This window comes from Massilia sp. Soil_C_3, from assembly GCF_057657035.1.
Genome location: NZ_JBDGJG010000007.1, coordinates 377783 through 391995 on the forward strand (window position 1 = coordinate 377783; position 14213 = coordinate 391995).

The 14213-nt window shown below is 68.1% G+C and carries 12 protein-coding genes; 3 read left to right on the plus strand and 9 right to left on the minus strand.

From position 1 onward, the window contains the following. Position 1: 1 nt before the first annotated feature. From tagF to AC3A6F_RS16895, 3 genes are all read right to left on the minus strand, one after another. Positions 2-952 carry a type VI secretion system-associated protein TagF gene (gene tagF, locus AC3A6F_RS16885; RefSeq protein WP_487682698.1) on the minus strand — a complete coding sequence of 317 codons (951 nt, stop codon included), beginning with the start codon at positions 950-952 and terminating at the stop codon, positions 2-4. Beyond that, a complete protein-coding gene (tssM, locus tag AC3A6F_RS16890) occupies positions 949-4725 on the minus strand; it encodes a type VI secretion system membrane subunit TssM (RefSeq protein ID WP_487682700.1) in 3777 nt (1258 codons plus the stop codon). The genes tagF and tssM overlap by 4 nt, the downstream gene beginning before the upstream one ends. 121 nt (positions 4726-4846) lie before the next feature. Then, positions 4847-5686, minus strand: coding sequence for a M15 family metallopeptidase (locus tag AC3A6F_RS16895; RefSeq protein WP_487682702.1), 840 nt, complete (start codon positions 5684-5686; stop codon positions 4847-4849). A 59-nt stretch (positions 5687-5745) separates the two neighbouring features. Between AC3A6F_RS16895 and AC3A6F_RS16900 the strand changes: the two genes are divergently transcribed. The 3 genes from AC3A6F_RS16900 (at position 5746) to AC3A6F_RS16910 (ending at position 10431) form a co-directional block, all read left to right on the plus strand. Further along, complete coding sequence (locus AC3A6F_RS16900) at positions 5746-6390, plus strand: hypothetical protein (RefSeq protein WP_487682703.1); 645 nt, start codon at positions 5746-5748, stop codon at positions 6388-6390. A gap of 102 nt (positions 6391-6492) precedes the next feature. Then, entirely contained in the window at positions 6493-8151 is a 1659-nt protein-coding gene (locus tag AC3A6F_RS16905) for a VRR-NUC domain-containing protein (protein WP_487682705.1), read from the plus strand. A gap of 6 nt (positions 8152-8157) precedes the next feature. Further along, complete coding sequence (locus tag AC3A6F_RS16910) at positions 8158-10431, plus strand: ATP-dependent DNA helicase (protein WP_487682707.1); 2274 nt, start codon at positions 8158-8160, stop codon at positions 10429-10431. On the opposite strand, the gene AC3A6F_RS16915 is transcribed toward AC3A6F_RS16910, so the two are convergent. From AC3A6F_RS16915 to AC3A6F_RS16940, 6 genes are all read right to left on the minus strand, one after another. Then, positions 10420-11154, minus strand: coding sequence for a LytR/AlgR family response regulator transcription factor (locus AC3A6F_RS16915; protein ID WP_487682709.1), 735 nt, complete (start codon positions 11152-11154; stop codon positions 10420-10422). The two genes, AC3A6F_RS16910 and AC3A6F_RS16915, sit on opposite strands and share 12 nt — an antisense overlap. A gap of 3 nt (positions 11155-11157) precedes the next feature. Next, complete coding sequence (locus tag AC3A6F_RS16920; RefSeq protein WP_487682711.1) at positions 11158-12237, minus strand: sensor histidine kinase; 1080 nt, start codon at positions 12235-12237, stop codon at positions 11158-11160. Further along, entirely contained in the window at positions 12237-12959 is a 723-nt protein-coding gene (locus tag AC3A6F_RS16925) for a LiaI-LiaF-like domain-containing protein (RefSeq protein ID WP_487682713.1), read from the minus strand. The genes AC3A6F_RS16920 and AC3A6F_RS16925 overlap by 1 nt, the downstream gene beginning before the upstream one ends. Beyond that, on the minus strand, positions 12949-13323 hold the full coding sequence (locus AC3A6F_RS16930) for a LiaF transmembrane domain-containing protein (RefSeq protein WP_487682715.1): 375 nt from the start codon (positions 13321-13323) through the stop codon (positions 12949-12951). Before AC3A6F_RS16930 ends, AC3A6F_RS16925 begins: the two co-directional genes overlap by 11 nt. Positions 13324-13493: 170 nt before the next feature. Continuing rightward, a complete protein-coding gene (locus AC3A6F_RS16935; protein ID WP_320476063.1) occupies positions 13494-13670 on the minus strand; it encodes a hypothetical protein in 177 nt (58 codons plus the stop codon). A gap of 70 nt (positions 13671-13740) precedes the next feature. Beyond that, positions 13741-13902 (minus strand): hypothetical protein, encoded by a 162-nt coding sequence (locus AC3A6F_RS16940; RefSeq protein ID WP_320476062.1) that lies wholly within the window; start codon positions 13900-13902, stop codon positions 13741-13743. Between the last annotated feature and the right edge of the window lie 311 nt (positions 13903-14213).

Here is a 14213-nt window from a genome sequence, read left to right on the forward strand (position 1 = left end):
GTCAGGCTCCAATGAAGGTCTTCATGAACAGGTCGCGCGCCAGCGACAGCGGCAGGTCGGGCTGGGCCAGGTGGCTCGACAGCTGGCGCACGTCGGCGTCGAACTGCAGCTGCTCGTCGATCCAGTCCGTGTCCAGCAGCCGCACCTGCAGCTCGGCGCCGACCAGCGGGTCGATCACGGCGCGCAGGGTTTCGGCCAGCGCCGCGCAAAAGCCCACCACCAGCACCGGCCGTTCTTCCTGGCGCGTGATGAACAGCGCCAGGTCGAACTGCGCGCGGCGCAGGAAAGGCGTGATCAGTTCGAGCCAGAAGGCGGCCACCGGATAGCGCGCCGCCTGGTTGTGCGGCAGCGGCAGCACCAGGCTTTTGTGCAGCTCGGCCGGCTGGCTGTGCATGACCGGCTGCAGCAGCAATCCCAGCGCCAGCACCAGGCGAGCCACCCCGCAGCGGTCCAGCAATGCATCGAGAGAGGCGAGCGTGCCGTGCTCCATCCAGCGCGCCAGGTCCGCTTCGTCCCCGAGCCCGATCGCGCTGTCGGCGATCGCCTGCAGGTAGGCGGCGGGATCGCCCTCGCCGAGCACCTTGGGGCAGATCTCTTCCAAAAACACCCACAGCGGCGCGAACGCCAGCGGGCAACGGGCGACGAAGGCGGCCGGATCGCTGACCGCCAGCGTGCGGGTGGCAAGAAAAGGGAAGCGCCGTCCCGACTGGTCGTGGCTGGCCAGCAGGTGGCCGGCCACCGCGTGGTGACGCGCCGGGCCGACCAGGGCGAAACTCACCGGCGCCATCGCATCGTAGTGAAAGCGCCAGCGCGCGTCCGACGGCAACAAGGTCATCACCTGCGCCAGCCAGGCGTCGAGCATGCCGATCGCGGCCGGGTCATGGGCCAGCTTGACGAAATCGGCGCGCGCCGGAACCTTGCCGAAGTAGCCGATGCGGTCCGCACGCATCATTGGGCTCCCGCGCTGGCCAGCGCCGGCGCTGCGTTCTGGACATCATGGCGCCCGACGATCGCCGGCGGCAGGCGCAGGCCGCGGAAGCCCTGGGCCTGGCCCTGGCCGCCCCCGGTGGACTGCGGGCTGCTGACGATTTTCAGGTCGACCGCCACCGACACGTTCTGCGCGCTCCAGCGCAGTTCGAACACGCCGCCGTCCTTGCGCGTGCGCTGGGCCGCCTCGAACAGGCGCTGCAGGCCGAACTGGCCCGGCTGGTTGAACAGCTCCACCGTGCGCCCATCGAAGGTGACGGCCGAGACCCGCGCGCCCGAGACACCCTGCGGGCCCGGATGGACCATATTGCTCCAGCTTGGGGGCGTGTTCCGGTAGCGCAGCTGCTGGCCGTCGATCTCGAGCGTGTATTCGAGCGTGCCGGGCGCGCTCAGGGGCAGTACCTGGAACACGGTCTGGGCCGCCCCGCTGGCCGCCACGCCGTTGTTCGACAGCGGCGCCACCCAGCCCGGGAAGGCGGCCACCGCCTGCGGCGCCAGCGCGATGCCGATGTCGGCCCAGGTGCGCGCCGCCAGCACGTCGCCGCGCCGCACCACCAGCGGCCCCATCGCGGTGCCCACGAACTTGGCCACCGCGCCCTCGGGGCCGAACACCTGGCCGATCTCGCCGGGCGTCGCCTCGACACTGGACTCCTGGGCGAACGGGTACTTGGTGGCGAGCGTGCGGGTAAACGGCTCGACCACCTGCGCCTGCCAGGTCTTGTTGATCTCGGCCTCGGACGGCAGCACGATCATGGCGAAGGTCTGGGTCAGCGGGCGCACCAGCAGCGGGCGCAGCGCCTGTTTCTGGCTGTCGCTCATCCCGGTCAGCATCTGTTCGTCGACGTAGCGCAGCGCGTCGGCCAGCTCCGAGCCGCTGCCCTCCAGCGTCTGCTGCATGAACTGCTTGGCGCCGGGGCCGGGATCGCCCTGGTTCTTGAGCGCGTTCAGGCGCGTACGCAGGCGAGAGAGCGCGTCGAGATAGCCGGTCATCAGCGACGCCTCCTTCTCCTTGGCGCCGACCAGGCGCGCCACGCCCGCGAACTCACGGCCGATGGGCCCCGCGCCCTGCTGTTGCTGGGCCAGCAGCTGGGCCGGATCGACCGTATCGGCCAGGGTGCGCGCGTCCGATGGCGCGCGCCGCAAGACCACCTGCTTGAACCACTCGACCGCGCCGCGCTCGGTCTTGCCGATGGGCGCGCGCAGGCCGCCCGGATTATCCCAGGCCGTCTCTTCGTAGATCGTGCGCAGCAGCTTGGCAATCGGCGAGGATTGCGGGTCGCCCAGGCGGTTCATGGCTTGCACGCTGGCGTCGAAGCCGCGCAGGTCGGCGATCGCCACGCCCTGCACGAACTTCAGCCATTCGCGCGCATAGTCGGCCTTGTACAGGTCGATCAGCGCCTTCTGGATCTGTTCCGGGCTGCCTTCCAAGGTCAGGTCGTCGCGCGCGGCGGTCTTCAACACCCAGTCGACCGTATTCAGTTCCTTGTTGGAGGCATCCCGGATCGCGCCCAGCACGAACTTGTCCCAGGCCGCGCGGGTGAAGGCCCCGCTGATGGCGTGGCTGCCGGCCACCAGCGCCGCATCCTGCTCGCCGACGATCCGCGCCACCGTCACCGCCGGGAAGCGGGTGGCGGCGCGGGTCTTGATGTCGGCATACACGCGCTCGCGCGCCGGCGTGCCGCGCACCACGCGGCGCAGGTGTTCGCGCGTGGTGTCGAGCAGGCCCAGTTTGTTGGAAATCTGCGGCCAGGCCGTGTCGTCGATGTGGGCCAGGTGGAAGGTCATCAGGCGCTCGGCGCTGCGGATCATCTGCTCGCGCGGCATGCTGCCGCGGTTCGTCTCCAGCCAGCCGCGCCAGTAGCGGGTGAGCTGGTCGTTCAGGTGGCCCGGCTCGGCGTACGATTTATTGCCCAGCATGAGATAGGTCTTGAGCGCGTTGTAGGCGTCGCCGACATCGGTGGGCGACGCGTCCTGGTAAGGCTGGCCGAGCCTGGGCGCGGTGGCGGAGACCGATGCGGGCGCGGCCACCTGGCCCACCGGCTCAAGTCCGGCGGCCTTGTTGTTCACCTCCGTCAGCATGGTCTCGAGCGCGCCTGCGACCGGTTCGACCATCACCGCGCGCACCCCGGCGAAGTATTCGTCGCGCAGCTTGCGCGCCAGGACGTCGCCCTGGTACAGGCCGAAGCCCAGCGCCCACGGCTTGTCGTCGGCATAGCGTTCGAGCTGCTCGATGCGGTCCTGCAGGATGTCGAGCGCCTCCAGGCGCGACTGCAGGTCGATGCGGCCGGCCTGCAGTTTCATCACCTTGTCGAGATCCGACTGCACATTGGCGACCAGCTGGCGATTGCCCATATACGACCACGACCAGCCGCCCATCGCGCACCCCAGCAGGATCGTGGCGGCGAAGAAGGCGCCCAGCTTCCAGCGCGCCGCGGCCGGATTCGTGTAGCGCTTGACCAGTTCGCGGTCGGCGAAGATCACCTTGCGGAACAGCTCCAGCAGAAAATACCCCGCCTGCAAATTTGGCTGCAACTGCCCCGGTTCCACGGCAGCCTCGCCGCCCTTGCGCTCCTGCAGCGCCAGGTCGAAGCGGCTGGCCACGCGCCGGCTCGACAGGTCTTGCACGCTGCCTTCCTGCAGCGCGCTGGTGAAGTAAAAGCCCCGGAACACCGGTTTGAACTGATAGGCATTCTCTTCGAACAGCGTGGCCAGGAAGGCGCGCAGCGGCGTGCGCAGCGCGGCGAATTCCAGCGGGAAGGTGAACACGCCGGAACGCAGCGTCGTGCTGCGGTTGGCGCCCATGCCGGCCAGGCTCATTTCCTTCAGGCCGTCGACCAGTTCGTCGAAATGCTCGTCGAAGAAGGCCAGCACGTCCTGTGGCGCGGCGCGCCGGTTGTAGCGCAGGGTCGCGCCCCAGATCCGTTCGCGCTCGGTCTGCTCGCTGTCGTGGAAGAAGTCGAGGAAGCCGGCGACCAGGTCGGCCTTGGTGAAGACCACGTACACCGGCGCGTGCACGCCCAGGCGCTCGGTCAGCTCCTGCACGCGAGTGCGCAGGTTCTTGGCCAGTTCGTGCGAGGCGGTGGCCGGGCCGGCCATCAGCTCGGCCACGCTGACCGCGATCAGGATGCCGTTGATCGGCGCGCGCTGGCGGTGTCGCTTGAGCAGGTCGAGGAAGCCGAACCATTCGACACGGTCGTCGTCCTGCACCGAGTAGCGCCCCGCAGTGTCGAGCAGGATGCCGTCGGTGGTGAAGAACCAGTCGCAGTTGCGGGTGCCGCCCACGCCCTGCAGCGCCTTGTTGCCGGGGATCGGGAAGCTCAGCCCCGAGTGCACGATGGCGCTGCTCTTGCCGGCCGCCGGGTTCCCGATGATCATATACCACGGCAGCTCGTACAAGGCCGCGGCGCCGCGGGTCAGGCCCAGCTTGGAGGTCTTGATGGTGCCGACCGCCTCCAGCAGGTTCTTGCGCAGCACCGCGACTTCGTCCTTGCCGTCGTCGTCGCTGGCGCCGACGCCGGCGATGGCGCCCGCCAGCTTGCGCGCACGGTGTGCACGCCAGGCGCGGCGCAGCATCCACCAGATGCCCCAGCAGGCCAGCAGCGCCAGGGCGCCAATCGCGGCCCACACGATGCCGAGGCCAAGCAGGCCGGCGCCGATTACCAGGATGGCCGCCAGCGCGGCGACACCGATCGCGGCCAGCACGCGGCTGTCGGTCAGGTACTTCCAGAGTCGTGCCATGGCGGGGTCTCTTGTAGAAAAATCTCACAGGAAATGGTCGCACGGGCATACGGCACGCTGCTTGACTCTGCGCAATGCGGCCAAAATCCGAAAAATTGCGCAACAGCCCGCAGGCGCCGTTTCAGCGCCCCATCACGCCCCGCATGCGTAACTCGATGTGGCCGAAATCCATCATCTTCCAGCGCCCGCCCCAGGTCAGGCCCAGCGATTCGGCCACCTGGCCATACAGCTGGTAGCCGCGCATGGCCCACGGATCTTTTTCCGTGATCACCAGCTTGCCGTCGCGCAGGAAGGCGCAGTCGGCCGCCAGGCCGTACTGGTGCCAGCTCTGGAAGGCGCGCGCATTGGTCACGTGGCCGCCGCTTGCAGCCAGCTCATCCTGGCGCGCCGGACTGCGGTAGCCTTCGAGCAGCGCCATCTCGTAGCCATGCTGTTCCTTCATGATCTTGAACGCCAGCAGCAGGCGCTGGCTGAAGTCGGGATGCAGCAAGCCCCAGTTGCGGCTGGCGCCGACCAGCATCGGCCGCACCAGTTCGACCTCTGCCGTGGTGAACACGCCCGGCGGCAGCGCCACCGGCGGCACCAGCTGCTCGCCGGCCAGCAGCGCCGCCACCTGCTCGTCGGGCAAGGCGGTGCTGCCCTCGTACACCGGCAGCATGGCCGGATTGCTCAGGGCCAGCGCCAGCAGCGATGGGATCAACACCGCCGGGGCGCCGATGGCTAGCAGCACCTGGTGGCGGCGCACTCCCTGCACGACCCGCTCGCGCAGCGACAAAGTGACGCTGTCGCGCATGGCGCCGGCGGCGCGTGTGCCGGCATGGCCCCAGGCCCCGGCGCGGCCGGCCAGGCCGCGCACGACATACATTCCGCGCGACATCCAAGCGCGTCCACTTGGAAAAAGAACAAGCCAAGCCAGGCCTGAAGCTAGACAAACGTACAGAAGGGCGATAAAGATCAGCATCGTACTCCCCAGGATTGTTTCTAATCAGAACAGCAGAAGCCAATCTTAGGAGTAATGTCGTGCGTCCATCAGACGAAAATCAAGACAACCGCATGCATGCCCATATGCGTCCCAACCTGATGTCGTCGTCGCGCCGCGGCGGCCGTGAAGACAGCATCCTCGCCAAGCTCGAACGCGAGCCGGCGCGCCGCGCTGGTACCGGCCATGGCGCGCGCCTGGCCTGGTATGGCGCGGCGGTGGCGGTCACAGTGGGTTTGACGGCGATGCTGGCCTGGCTGGCGGCCGGCGCCGGCCCGGCGCCGCTCGGGGCGGGGCCGGACCAGATGGCGGAGATCGCTCCTGCGCCGATCGCGACGGCCGTGATCGTCGACGCCGTGCCAGAGCCAGTGCTGGCGGCGCCCCCGCCAGCGCCCATTCCCCCGCTGCGGCTGCTCGAGCCGGAAGCCGTGCCCGCGGCCCCGGCCAAGGCCGCGCCGGCGCGCCGTCCGGAACCGCGCGCCGCCACGCCTCACCCCCGCGCCCAGGCATCTCGCCAACCCGCGCGCCAGGCCGCGCGTCCTGCCAGGACGGTCAATCCGGCGCGCGCCGGCCAGTCCCAGGACGACAGCGACGTGGCCCTGATCTCGGCCGTCATCTACCATGCCAACGGCCATGCCGCGCCGGCGGAAGGCGAATCCGCCCCCGCTCCCCCGCCTGCCCGCTAGCCGTGGCAAATAGGCCGCACTTTCCACGGTGCGGCCACACCGGCCCGGCGACTGGCGCCAGTAAACGCTATACTGTATATAAGTACAGGTGGGCGTTCGGTCATGATCAGGGTGTTGGAACACGAGTTTTATTATCTGGATAACTTCCAGCGGGTCCTCGACTGGATCGGCGAACGCTATGGCGACTTGCTGGACGACGGCGAACAGGCCTTCCTGGCCCTGTTCCCCACCCTGCCGCACAATGCGCGCGCCCTGTTCGTGCGCATGGTCATGCGCAAGGGCAATCTGTTCCGGGCCAGCAAACTGAGCTATGCCGAGATCGGCTGCCCGGTCGAGGCCGCCGCGCACCTGCTCGGCACCGGCTGGATCGAGGCCGACCCCGCACTCACGCTCGACGAGTTGTTCGACCTGCTGTCCAAGCCCGAGCTCGCCGATGCCTTCGGCGCGCAGCTGCCGCGCAAGACGGCGCGCAAGGAAGAACAGCTGGACGCCCTGCGCCCCGTGTTCCCCGAGGCGCGGCGCTTCTCCGGCTGGCATCCGGCCTGTCCCGACGTCGCCTGGCGCATCCTGGTCAAGCCGCTGTGCGACCGCCTGCGCCTGGTCTTTTTCGGCAACCTGCACCAGGGCTGGACCGATTTCGTGCTGTCCGACCTGGGCCTGTTCCGCTACGAGAGCGTGGACATCTCGCCCGCCTCGCGCGGTTTCCGCCAGCGCGCCGACGTCGACCACTACCTGCAGCTGCATGCCTGCCGCGAGCGCTTCGCCGCCGGCGAAGACGTGGACGAGGTGGTGCGCGACCTGCCCGTGCACACCTTCGACAACGACTGGCTCGAGAGCCGGCGCGAAAAACTGACGTTCCAGATCGGCCAGCACTACGAAAAGCTGAAGGACTGGGACGGCGCCTTTGCCGCCTATGCACGCTGCCGCTTTCCCGGCGCGCGGGCGCGCGCGATCCGCGTGCTAGAGAAACACGAGCGCTTCGACGAGGCCCATGCCCTGTTGACCGTGGCCCAGGCCACGCCCGAGAACGACGCCGAGCGCCAGCACCTGGCCCGCATCGCGCCGCGCCTGGCGCGCCGCCTTGGGCACGCGCGCCTGGCGCCGCGCGCCAAGACCCACATCGAGCGCATCGAACTGAACCTGGCGCCACCGAATGGCGAGCGCTGGGTCGAGGGCGCCGTGCGCGGCCACCTGCACGGGGCCGATGCGCCCGTGTTCTACGTCGAGAACGCGCTGGCCAACTCCCTGTTCGGGCTGCTGTGCTGGCGCGCCGTGTTCGCCGCCATCCCGGGCGCCTTCTTCCACCCCTTCCACCGCGGCCCGGCCGACCTGCACAGCGCCGACTTCCACCAGCGCCGGCAGGCCGAATTCGCCGCCTGCCTGGCGGAGCTGGACAGCGGCAGCTACCGCGACACGATCCGGCTCACGTATCAGGAAAAAGCCGGCCTGCAGTCGCCCTTCGTCCACTGGGACGGCGTCACGCCCGAACTCATCGAGCTGGCCCTGGCCTGCATCCCGCCGGCCCACCTGCGCAGGTGGTGCGAACGCATCCTGGCCGACGTCAAGGAAAACCGCACGGGCTTCCCCGACCTGATCCAGTTCTGGCCGCTTGAGGCCCGCTACCTGATGATCGAAGTGAAAGGCCCGGGCGACCGCCTGCAGGACAACCAGCTGCGCTGGATCGACTACTGCGCGGCGCACGATATGCCGGTGGCGGTGTGCTACCTGCAATGGGCCGAGACTACCGAGATGGCGGCGTAGTAAGACGTGAACTACACCATCGCCGTACGCGCCCTGTGCGAATTCACCGCCAAGCAGGGTGACCTCGACCTGCGCTTCACCCCCTCCCCCAGCGCCCAGGAAGGCATTGCCGGCCACGCCGTCGTGGCCGGCCGCCGCGGCGACGGCTACCGCAGCGAGGTCGCGCTGTCCGGCCAGTGGAACGACTTGCACGTACGCGGCCGCGCCGACGGCTACGACGCCAATGAAAACCTGATCGAAGAGGTCAAGACCCACCGCGGCCGTGCCGACGCCATCCCCGACAACCACCGCCACCTGCACTGGGCCCAGCTGCGCGTCTACGGCCACCTGATGTGCCAGGAACAGGGCATGGATTCGGTCAACCTGGCCCTGGTCTACTACGACATCGCCAGCGGCGTCGAAACCGTGCTGCGCGAAACGCGCGACAGCGCCTGGCTGCGTGCGCATTTCGAGGAGCTGTGCCAACGCTTTTCGGGCTGGGCCGCCAGCGAAGCGGCGCACCGCGCGGCGCGCGATGCCGCATTGACCGGGCTGTCGTTCCCGCACGCCGACTTCCGTCCCGGCCAGCGCCAGCTGGCCGAAAGCATCTACCGCGCCAATGCCGGCGGCCGTTGCCTGCTGGCGCAAGCGCCGACCGGCATCGGCAAGACCGTGGGCAGCCTGTTCCCGGTGCTCAAGGCCATGCCGCGCGAGAAGCTGGATAAAGTATTCTTCCTGGCCGCGAAGACGCCTGGGCGGCGCCTGGCGCTGGACGGCGCGGCGACCCTGTGCGGCGCCAGCCAGGCGCCGCTGCGGGTGCTGGAACTCACCGCGCGCGACAAGGCCTGCGAGCATCCCGACAAGGAGTGCCACGGCGAGTCCTGCCCGCTGGCGCGCGGTTTCTACGACCGCCTGCCGGCCGCCCGCGCGGCCGCGGCCGAGGTGCTCGTGCTGGACCGCGAGGCGCTGCGCGAAGTCGCCCTGGCGCACGAGGTCTGTCCCTATTACCTGGGCAGCGAGATGGCGCGCTGGTCCGACATGATCGTCGGCGACTATAACTATTATTTCGACGGCAGCGCCATGCTGTACGCGCTCGCGCTGAACAACGGCTGGAAAACCAGCCTGCTGGTCGACGAGGCCCATAACCTGGTCGGCCGTGCGCGCTCGATGTACAGCACCGAACTCGATCGCGAGCTGCTGCGGCTGGCCCGCGCCGGCGCGCCGCCAGGCATCAAGAAGGCACTGGAGCGCGTGGGCCGGGCCTGGACCGCGGTCGACAAGACAGCGCCGGCGCCTTACCAGCTGCTCGAGAAGATTCCATCGAAGCTGGTGGATGCATTGCAGGAAATGGGCAGCGCCATCAACGAACACCTGGCGGCCTTCCCCGGCCCGCTCGACCCCGACCTGCAGCGCTTTTATTTCGACGCCATGGGCTTCGTGCGCCTGGCCGAATCGTTCGGGCCGCACTCGCTGTGCGACCTGAGCCGGGACGCCGACCGCCCCACCCTGCGCGACTCGACGATCTGCATCCGCAACGTGGTGCCGGCGCCCTTCCTCGGCCCGCGCTTCGCCGCCACGCATTCGAGCACCCTGTTCTCGGCCACGCTCGGGCCCTGGCACTACTGCCTCGATACCCTCGGCATGCCGGAAGACACGGCCTGGGTCGAGGTCGAATCGCCGTTCAAGGCAAGCCAGCTCGAGGTCCACGTCGCGCGCGGCATCTCGACCCGCTACCAGGTGCGCGCCGCCTCGGTCCAGCCGATCGCCGAACTGATCGCGCGCCAGTACCGCGAGCGTCCCGGCAATTACTTGGCCTTCTTCAGCAGCTTCGACTATCTCGACAAGGTAGCGAATGCACTGGAGCGGCTGGACCCGACGATCCCGGCCTGGCGCCAGGAGCGCCGCATGAGCGAACACGAACGCCAGGGCTTCATCGACCGCTTCGCCGTTGGCGGCTCGGGGGTGGGCTTTGCGGTGCTAGGCGGCGCCTTCGGCGAAGGGGTCGACCTGCCGGGCGAGCGCCTGATCGGCGCCTTCGTCGCCACCCTCGGCCTGCCCCAGGTCAATCCCGTCAACGAGCAGCTGCGCGAACGGATGCAGGCGCTGTTCGGCGCCGGCTACGACTACACCTATCTGTATCCTGGCATCCAGAAGGTGGTGCAGGCGGCCGGCCGCGTGATCCGCACCGAGCAGGATCGCGGTGTGGTGTGGCTGATCGACGACCGCTTTGCCCAGCCGGGCATCAGGACCCTGATGCCGGCGTGGTGGGAGCTGGGGTCACAGTCGAACTTACGCCAGTAGTTCGCGTATCTTCTGGTAGCCACTGCGGCTGATCGGCAGCTTCACGCCGTCCCTGAGCACCGCGCAGTAATTGTCCTTGCTGACCGGGTCGATGCGTTCGACCGCGCCCACATTGACGATATAGGAGCGGTGGATGCGCACGAACATGGCGCCATCGAGCTGCGCTTCGAGTTCGGACAGGCGCTGGTGCTTCAGGTAAGCCTTGCCACCAGCGCAGATCTGCACATAGTCGTCCTGGGCCTCGATGTAATCGATGCTGTTGGCGACGACCACGTGCACGCGGGCGCCATCCCGGATCAGGACCCGTTCGAGCGGCTGCTGGCGCGCCTGCGCCTCCTTCACCACCGCGGCGATGCCGGCCCGGGCCGGCTGTGGCGCGCGCAGGCGCGCCTGATTCAAGGCCTCGGCCAGGCGCTCGCGCGAGAACGGCTTGAGCAGGTAGTCGAGCGCATGCACCTCGAAGGCGCGCAGCGCGAACCGATCGTAGGCGGTGGCGAAGATATAGTGCGGCTTGCTGCCGGCCAGCTCCACCACTTCGAAGCCGTCCAGCCTGGGCATCTGGATGTCCAGGAAGACCAGGTCGGGATCGTGCTCGGCAATCGCCTTGACGGCCTCGAAACCGTTGGCGCATTCGCCCACGATCTCGACGTCGGGATGGGCCGCCAGGTATTCGCGCAGGAGTGCGCGCGCCAGGTGTTCATCGTCCACGATCAGAGTTCGCATGCCTTATTCTCCTGTGTCGGCGGGCAGCACCAGCTCCACCCTGAACATATTGTCCACGCGCGCCGCATGCACGCTCGCTTCGGTCCCGTACTCCGCCAGCAGGCGCGCACGCACATTGGCCAGGCCGATGCCGCCGCCCGCGGCTCCATCGGCGCCATCCGGATCGACGTCGTTCTCCACCCGCAGCCTGAGCTGCGAACCGGCGCGCTCGACGTGCACGCGCACCACGCCGCCATCGAGCAGCTGGCCGATGCCGTGCTTGACGGCGTTCTCGACCAGCGGCTGCAGGATCATCGGCGGCAGCAGGCAAGCCTCGGCCTGTTCGTCCACGTGGCGCTCCATGCCCAGGCGCGGTCCGAAGCGCACCTGTTCGATGGCCATGAAACGCTCGACCAGTTCCACTTCCTGGGCCACCGTCACCTTGCGATGCGCCTCCAGCCCCAGCGTCTGGCGAAAGAAACCCGCGAGCTGCAAGGTCATATCGCGCGCCGCGCCAGCGTCGATCGCGGTCAGGGCGCTGATCGAATTGAGACTGTTGAACAGGAAGTGCGGATCGACCTGGGTGCGCAGCATGCGCAGTTCGGCGTCCTGGGCCAGGAGCTTGAGTTCGAGCTCGCGCCGCTCCAGGCCACGCGCGCGCTCGAACTCCAGCGCCAGGTAGTGGCCGCAGGCGGTCATCCCATACAGCAGCACGCCGACGCCGAACATCACCGCAGTCAGCGGCCGCGACATCGCCACGCCGCCGTCGCCGTCTCCTTCGCCCGGCCCCAGCCACTGCCACCACGCGGCCCAGCCCGACGCCGCGGCGCACCACAGCAGGGCCGCGCACACGGCGGTGACAAAGAACACGCCCAGCACCGCCGGCGTCGACCTGCGCGCCAGCGGATAGGCGCGGCACAGGTAATAGGCCGAGAAGCCGCACACGGCGGCGTAGACCAGGACCAGGGGCAGCGCGAACAGCAGGCTGGCCGCCAGGCCGGCGCCGCCAGTGGCGGACAGCAGCCCGGCCAGCATCAGCCCCAGCATCAGCCAGGCCGCCAGGTAGAGCGCGGCGCTGCGCCGCGCCCAGAATCCGCCGCCCATCAGTTGCGGATTTCCACGCCACCCATGATCGCGTAGCCGCGGATGACCAGCCGCTTGCTATTGTCCGGCGGCGCGATGGTCTTTTCCTCGAAGCCGCCCAGGATCGGCGTGCCATGCAGGACGATGGCCCAGTCGGGCGGGCACTTGATGGTCACGCCGCCCCAGAAGGCGAACACATTGACCACCGCCTCGCCCTGGATCGAAGCGCCGCGCATATCGAGTTCGCAGCCGCCCATCACCGCCGTGATCTCGCCGCCGCGGAAGTTCTGGCTCGTGACGCGGCGCTCGTAGCCGCCCAGGATGGCGGTGATGTCTAGCACCTCGCCCACGCCCACGTCCACGGGCGCGCCGTCGACCATCGCCACCCCGTGTTCCGGCGTGCGCTTGCCGCGCACCGCCTTCGCCACCAGGAAGCCGCCGAGGCCGATCAGGACCAGCGGCCAGATGGTGCGCCAGCTGAAGTCGATGATGTCCATCCGGTCCAGCATCAACAGGATGCCGACGCCGACCAGGCCGGCCCCGAGCAGGGTGCCGCCCTGGGTGCGGGTGTCGCACAGCTTGACGGTGCCGACGATGACGAACAACATCGGCCAGAACGAGAAGGCACGGTGCATGTCGACCAGGCCCAGGTTATCGAGCAGGAACAGCAGGCCCATCGCGATCACGAGGAGGCCAAGCACGACCTGGCTTGTCACGCCTTTTGCATGCGGATCATTTTTCATGGCGGCTCCGTTGATTGTTGGCGAAGCGGCGCGCGATGAACGGATCCAGCACCAGCTTGACGCCCCACATCAGGATGAACAGCGGCCAGCTGTTGCGGAAGGTCAGGCCAAAAGCATTCTCCAGCACGGCGAACAACCACAGGCCCGTGAACACGGTCCACAGGCCGTTGCCGAATTCCTTCGGGCTCGGGTAGCCGATGGTCTGGCCGATGCCGACCACGACCAGCAGCAAGGGGGCGTAATGCCAGTAATCCTGGGCATCGATATAGTGCAGGCGGTCGAGCAGCACCACCGCGCCGACGACGATCAGGAGCAGGCCCCACAGCACCTGCTTGCGCCAGCGATAGGCATCTTCGGACCCCATTGCGTCACTCCTCTCGTTATCGAACTGGATACACGATAGCAAACGGGAAGGCAATCGCGAAAGCGCTATTCGGTGAATGGCGGCTGGAAGGCGGCGAATGGAGAAGATCGGGAAGGATGGACGTAAAAAAGCCCGCCTCGCAGGCGGGCCAGATAAGGCGTATGGGGTGATCAGGCGGCCGTCTGCGCCTGTTCGCGCTGGGCCTGGCCTTTCGGCTGGTTGCGGTACTTGGCGCGGGCTTCAGCCTGGCGCACTGCTTCGCGCGCGACGTTGGTGCGCTTGATCTCGAGGCGCTCTTTCTTGCCGCGATGTTGGGCGATGTGTTTGCTGCCGATCTTGCTGGTCATGGATGTCTCCTATGGTGGGCTGGGCGCCGCGTCCTCGCGGGACGTCGGCGCGAAAAGAATGAAGCGAAGCTCAGGAGCGGTTGGTGCCCATCTTGAGGTCGGCCGGCATCAGCATGCCCCAGCCAAGCTGGCGCCGGATTTCTTCCGGGGTCGGCGGCGGTTTCGGGTCGCGCGAGCGACGTTCGAGATAGGCGCGCACCAGGTGCTTGGTTGGATGCTTGACATCGTACATGGCAACCTCCGCTTCCGTTATCGGCCGCGCCTGACTGCTGTGGGCGCGGCCCTGAAATTGGTGCCGATCCTCGAGGCGACCGGCTAACCTGTTGAGGTTTCGGATGGCAGCGAATCGAATCGCGCGTTCCTCACTCAGACAGGTGCATCTTATCGAAACCTGCGCCATTGCACCGTTAGGTGACGCACACTGCGCGCGTCAATACAGATGAGCAGCCTGGCAAGTCTCCTCTTTCGCCTGCCCGAATACGACGTTTCTGCCACCGGCAAAAAACGTCGTCCCCGCGCAGGCGGGGACCCAATCTATCCAGC

Bases quoted from the DNA above. Each gene is read 5' to 3' on its own strand.
- AC3A6F_RS16895 (WP_487682702.1), bottom strand. From the start codon at position 5,686: ATGCTGATCTTTATCGCCCTTCTGTACGTTTGTCTAGCTTCAGGCCTG.
- AC3A6F_RS16920 (WP_487682711.1), bottom strand. From the start codon at position 12,237: ATGGGCGGCGGATTCTGGGCGCGGCGCAGCGCCGCGCTCTACCTGGCG.
- AC3A6F_RS16940 (WP_320476062.1), bottom strand. From the start codon at position 13,902: ATGTACGATGTCAAGCATCCAACCAAGCACCTGGTGCGCGCCTATCTC.
- AC3A6F_RS16930 (WP_487682715.1), bottom strand. From the start codon at position 13,323: ATGGGGTCCGAAGATGCCTATCGCTGGCGCAAGCAGGTGCTGTGGGGC.
- tssM (WP_487682700.1), bottom strand. From the start codon at position 4,725: ATGGCACGACTCTGGAAGTACCTGACCGACAGCCGCGTGCTGGCCGCG.
- AC3A6F_RS16905 (WP_487682705.1), top strand. From the start codon at position 6,493: ATGATCAGGGTGTTGGAACACGAGTTTTATTATCTGGATAACTTCCAG.
- AC3A6F_RS16915 (WP_487682709.1), bottom strand. From the start codon at position 11,154: ATGCGAACTCTGATCGTGGACGATGAACACCTGGCGCGCGCACTCCTG.
- AC3A6F_RS16935 (WP_320476063.1), bottom strand. From the start codon at position 13,670: ATGACCAGCAAGATCGGCAGCAAACACATCGCCCAACATCGCGGCAAG.
- AC3A6F_RS16925 (WP_487682713.1), bottom strand. From the start codon at position 12,959: ATGAAAAATGATCCGCATGCAAAAGGCGTGACAAGCCAGGTCGTGCTT.
- tagF (WP_487682698.1), bottom strand. From the start codon at position 952: ATGATGCGTGCGGACCGCATCGGCTACTTCGGCAAGGTTCCGGCGCGC.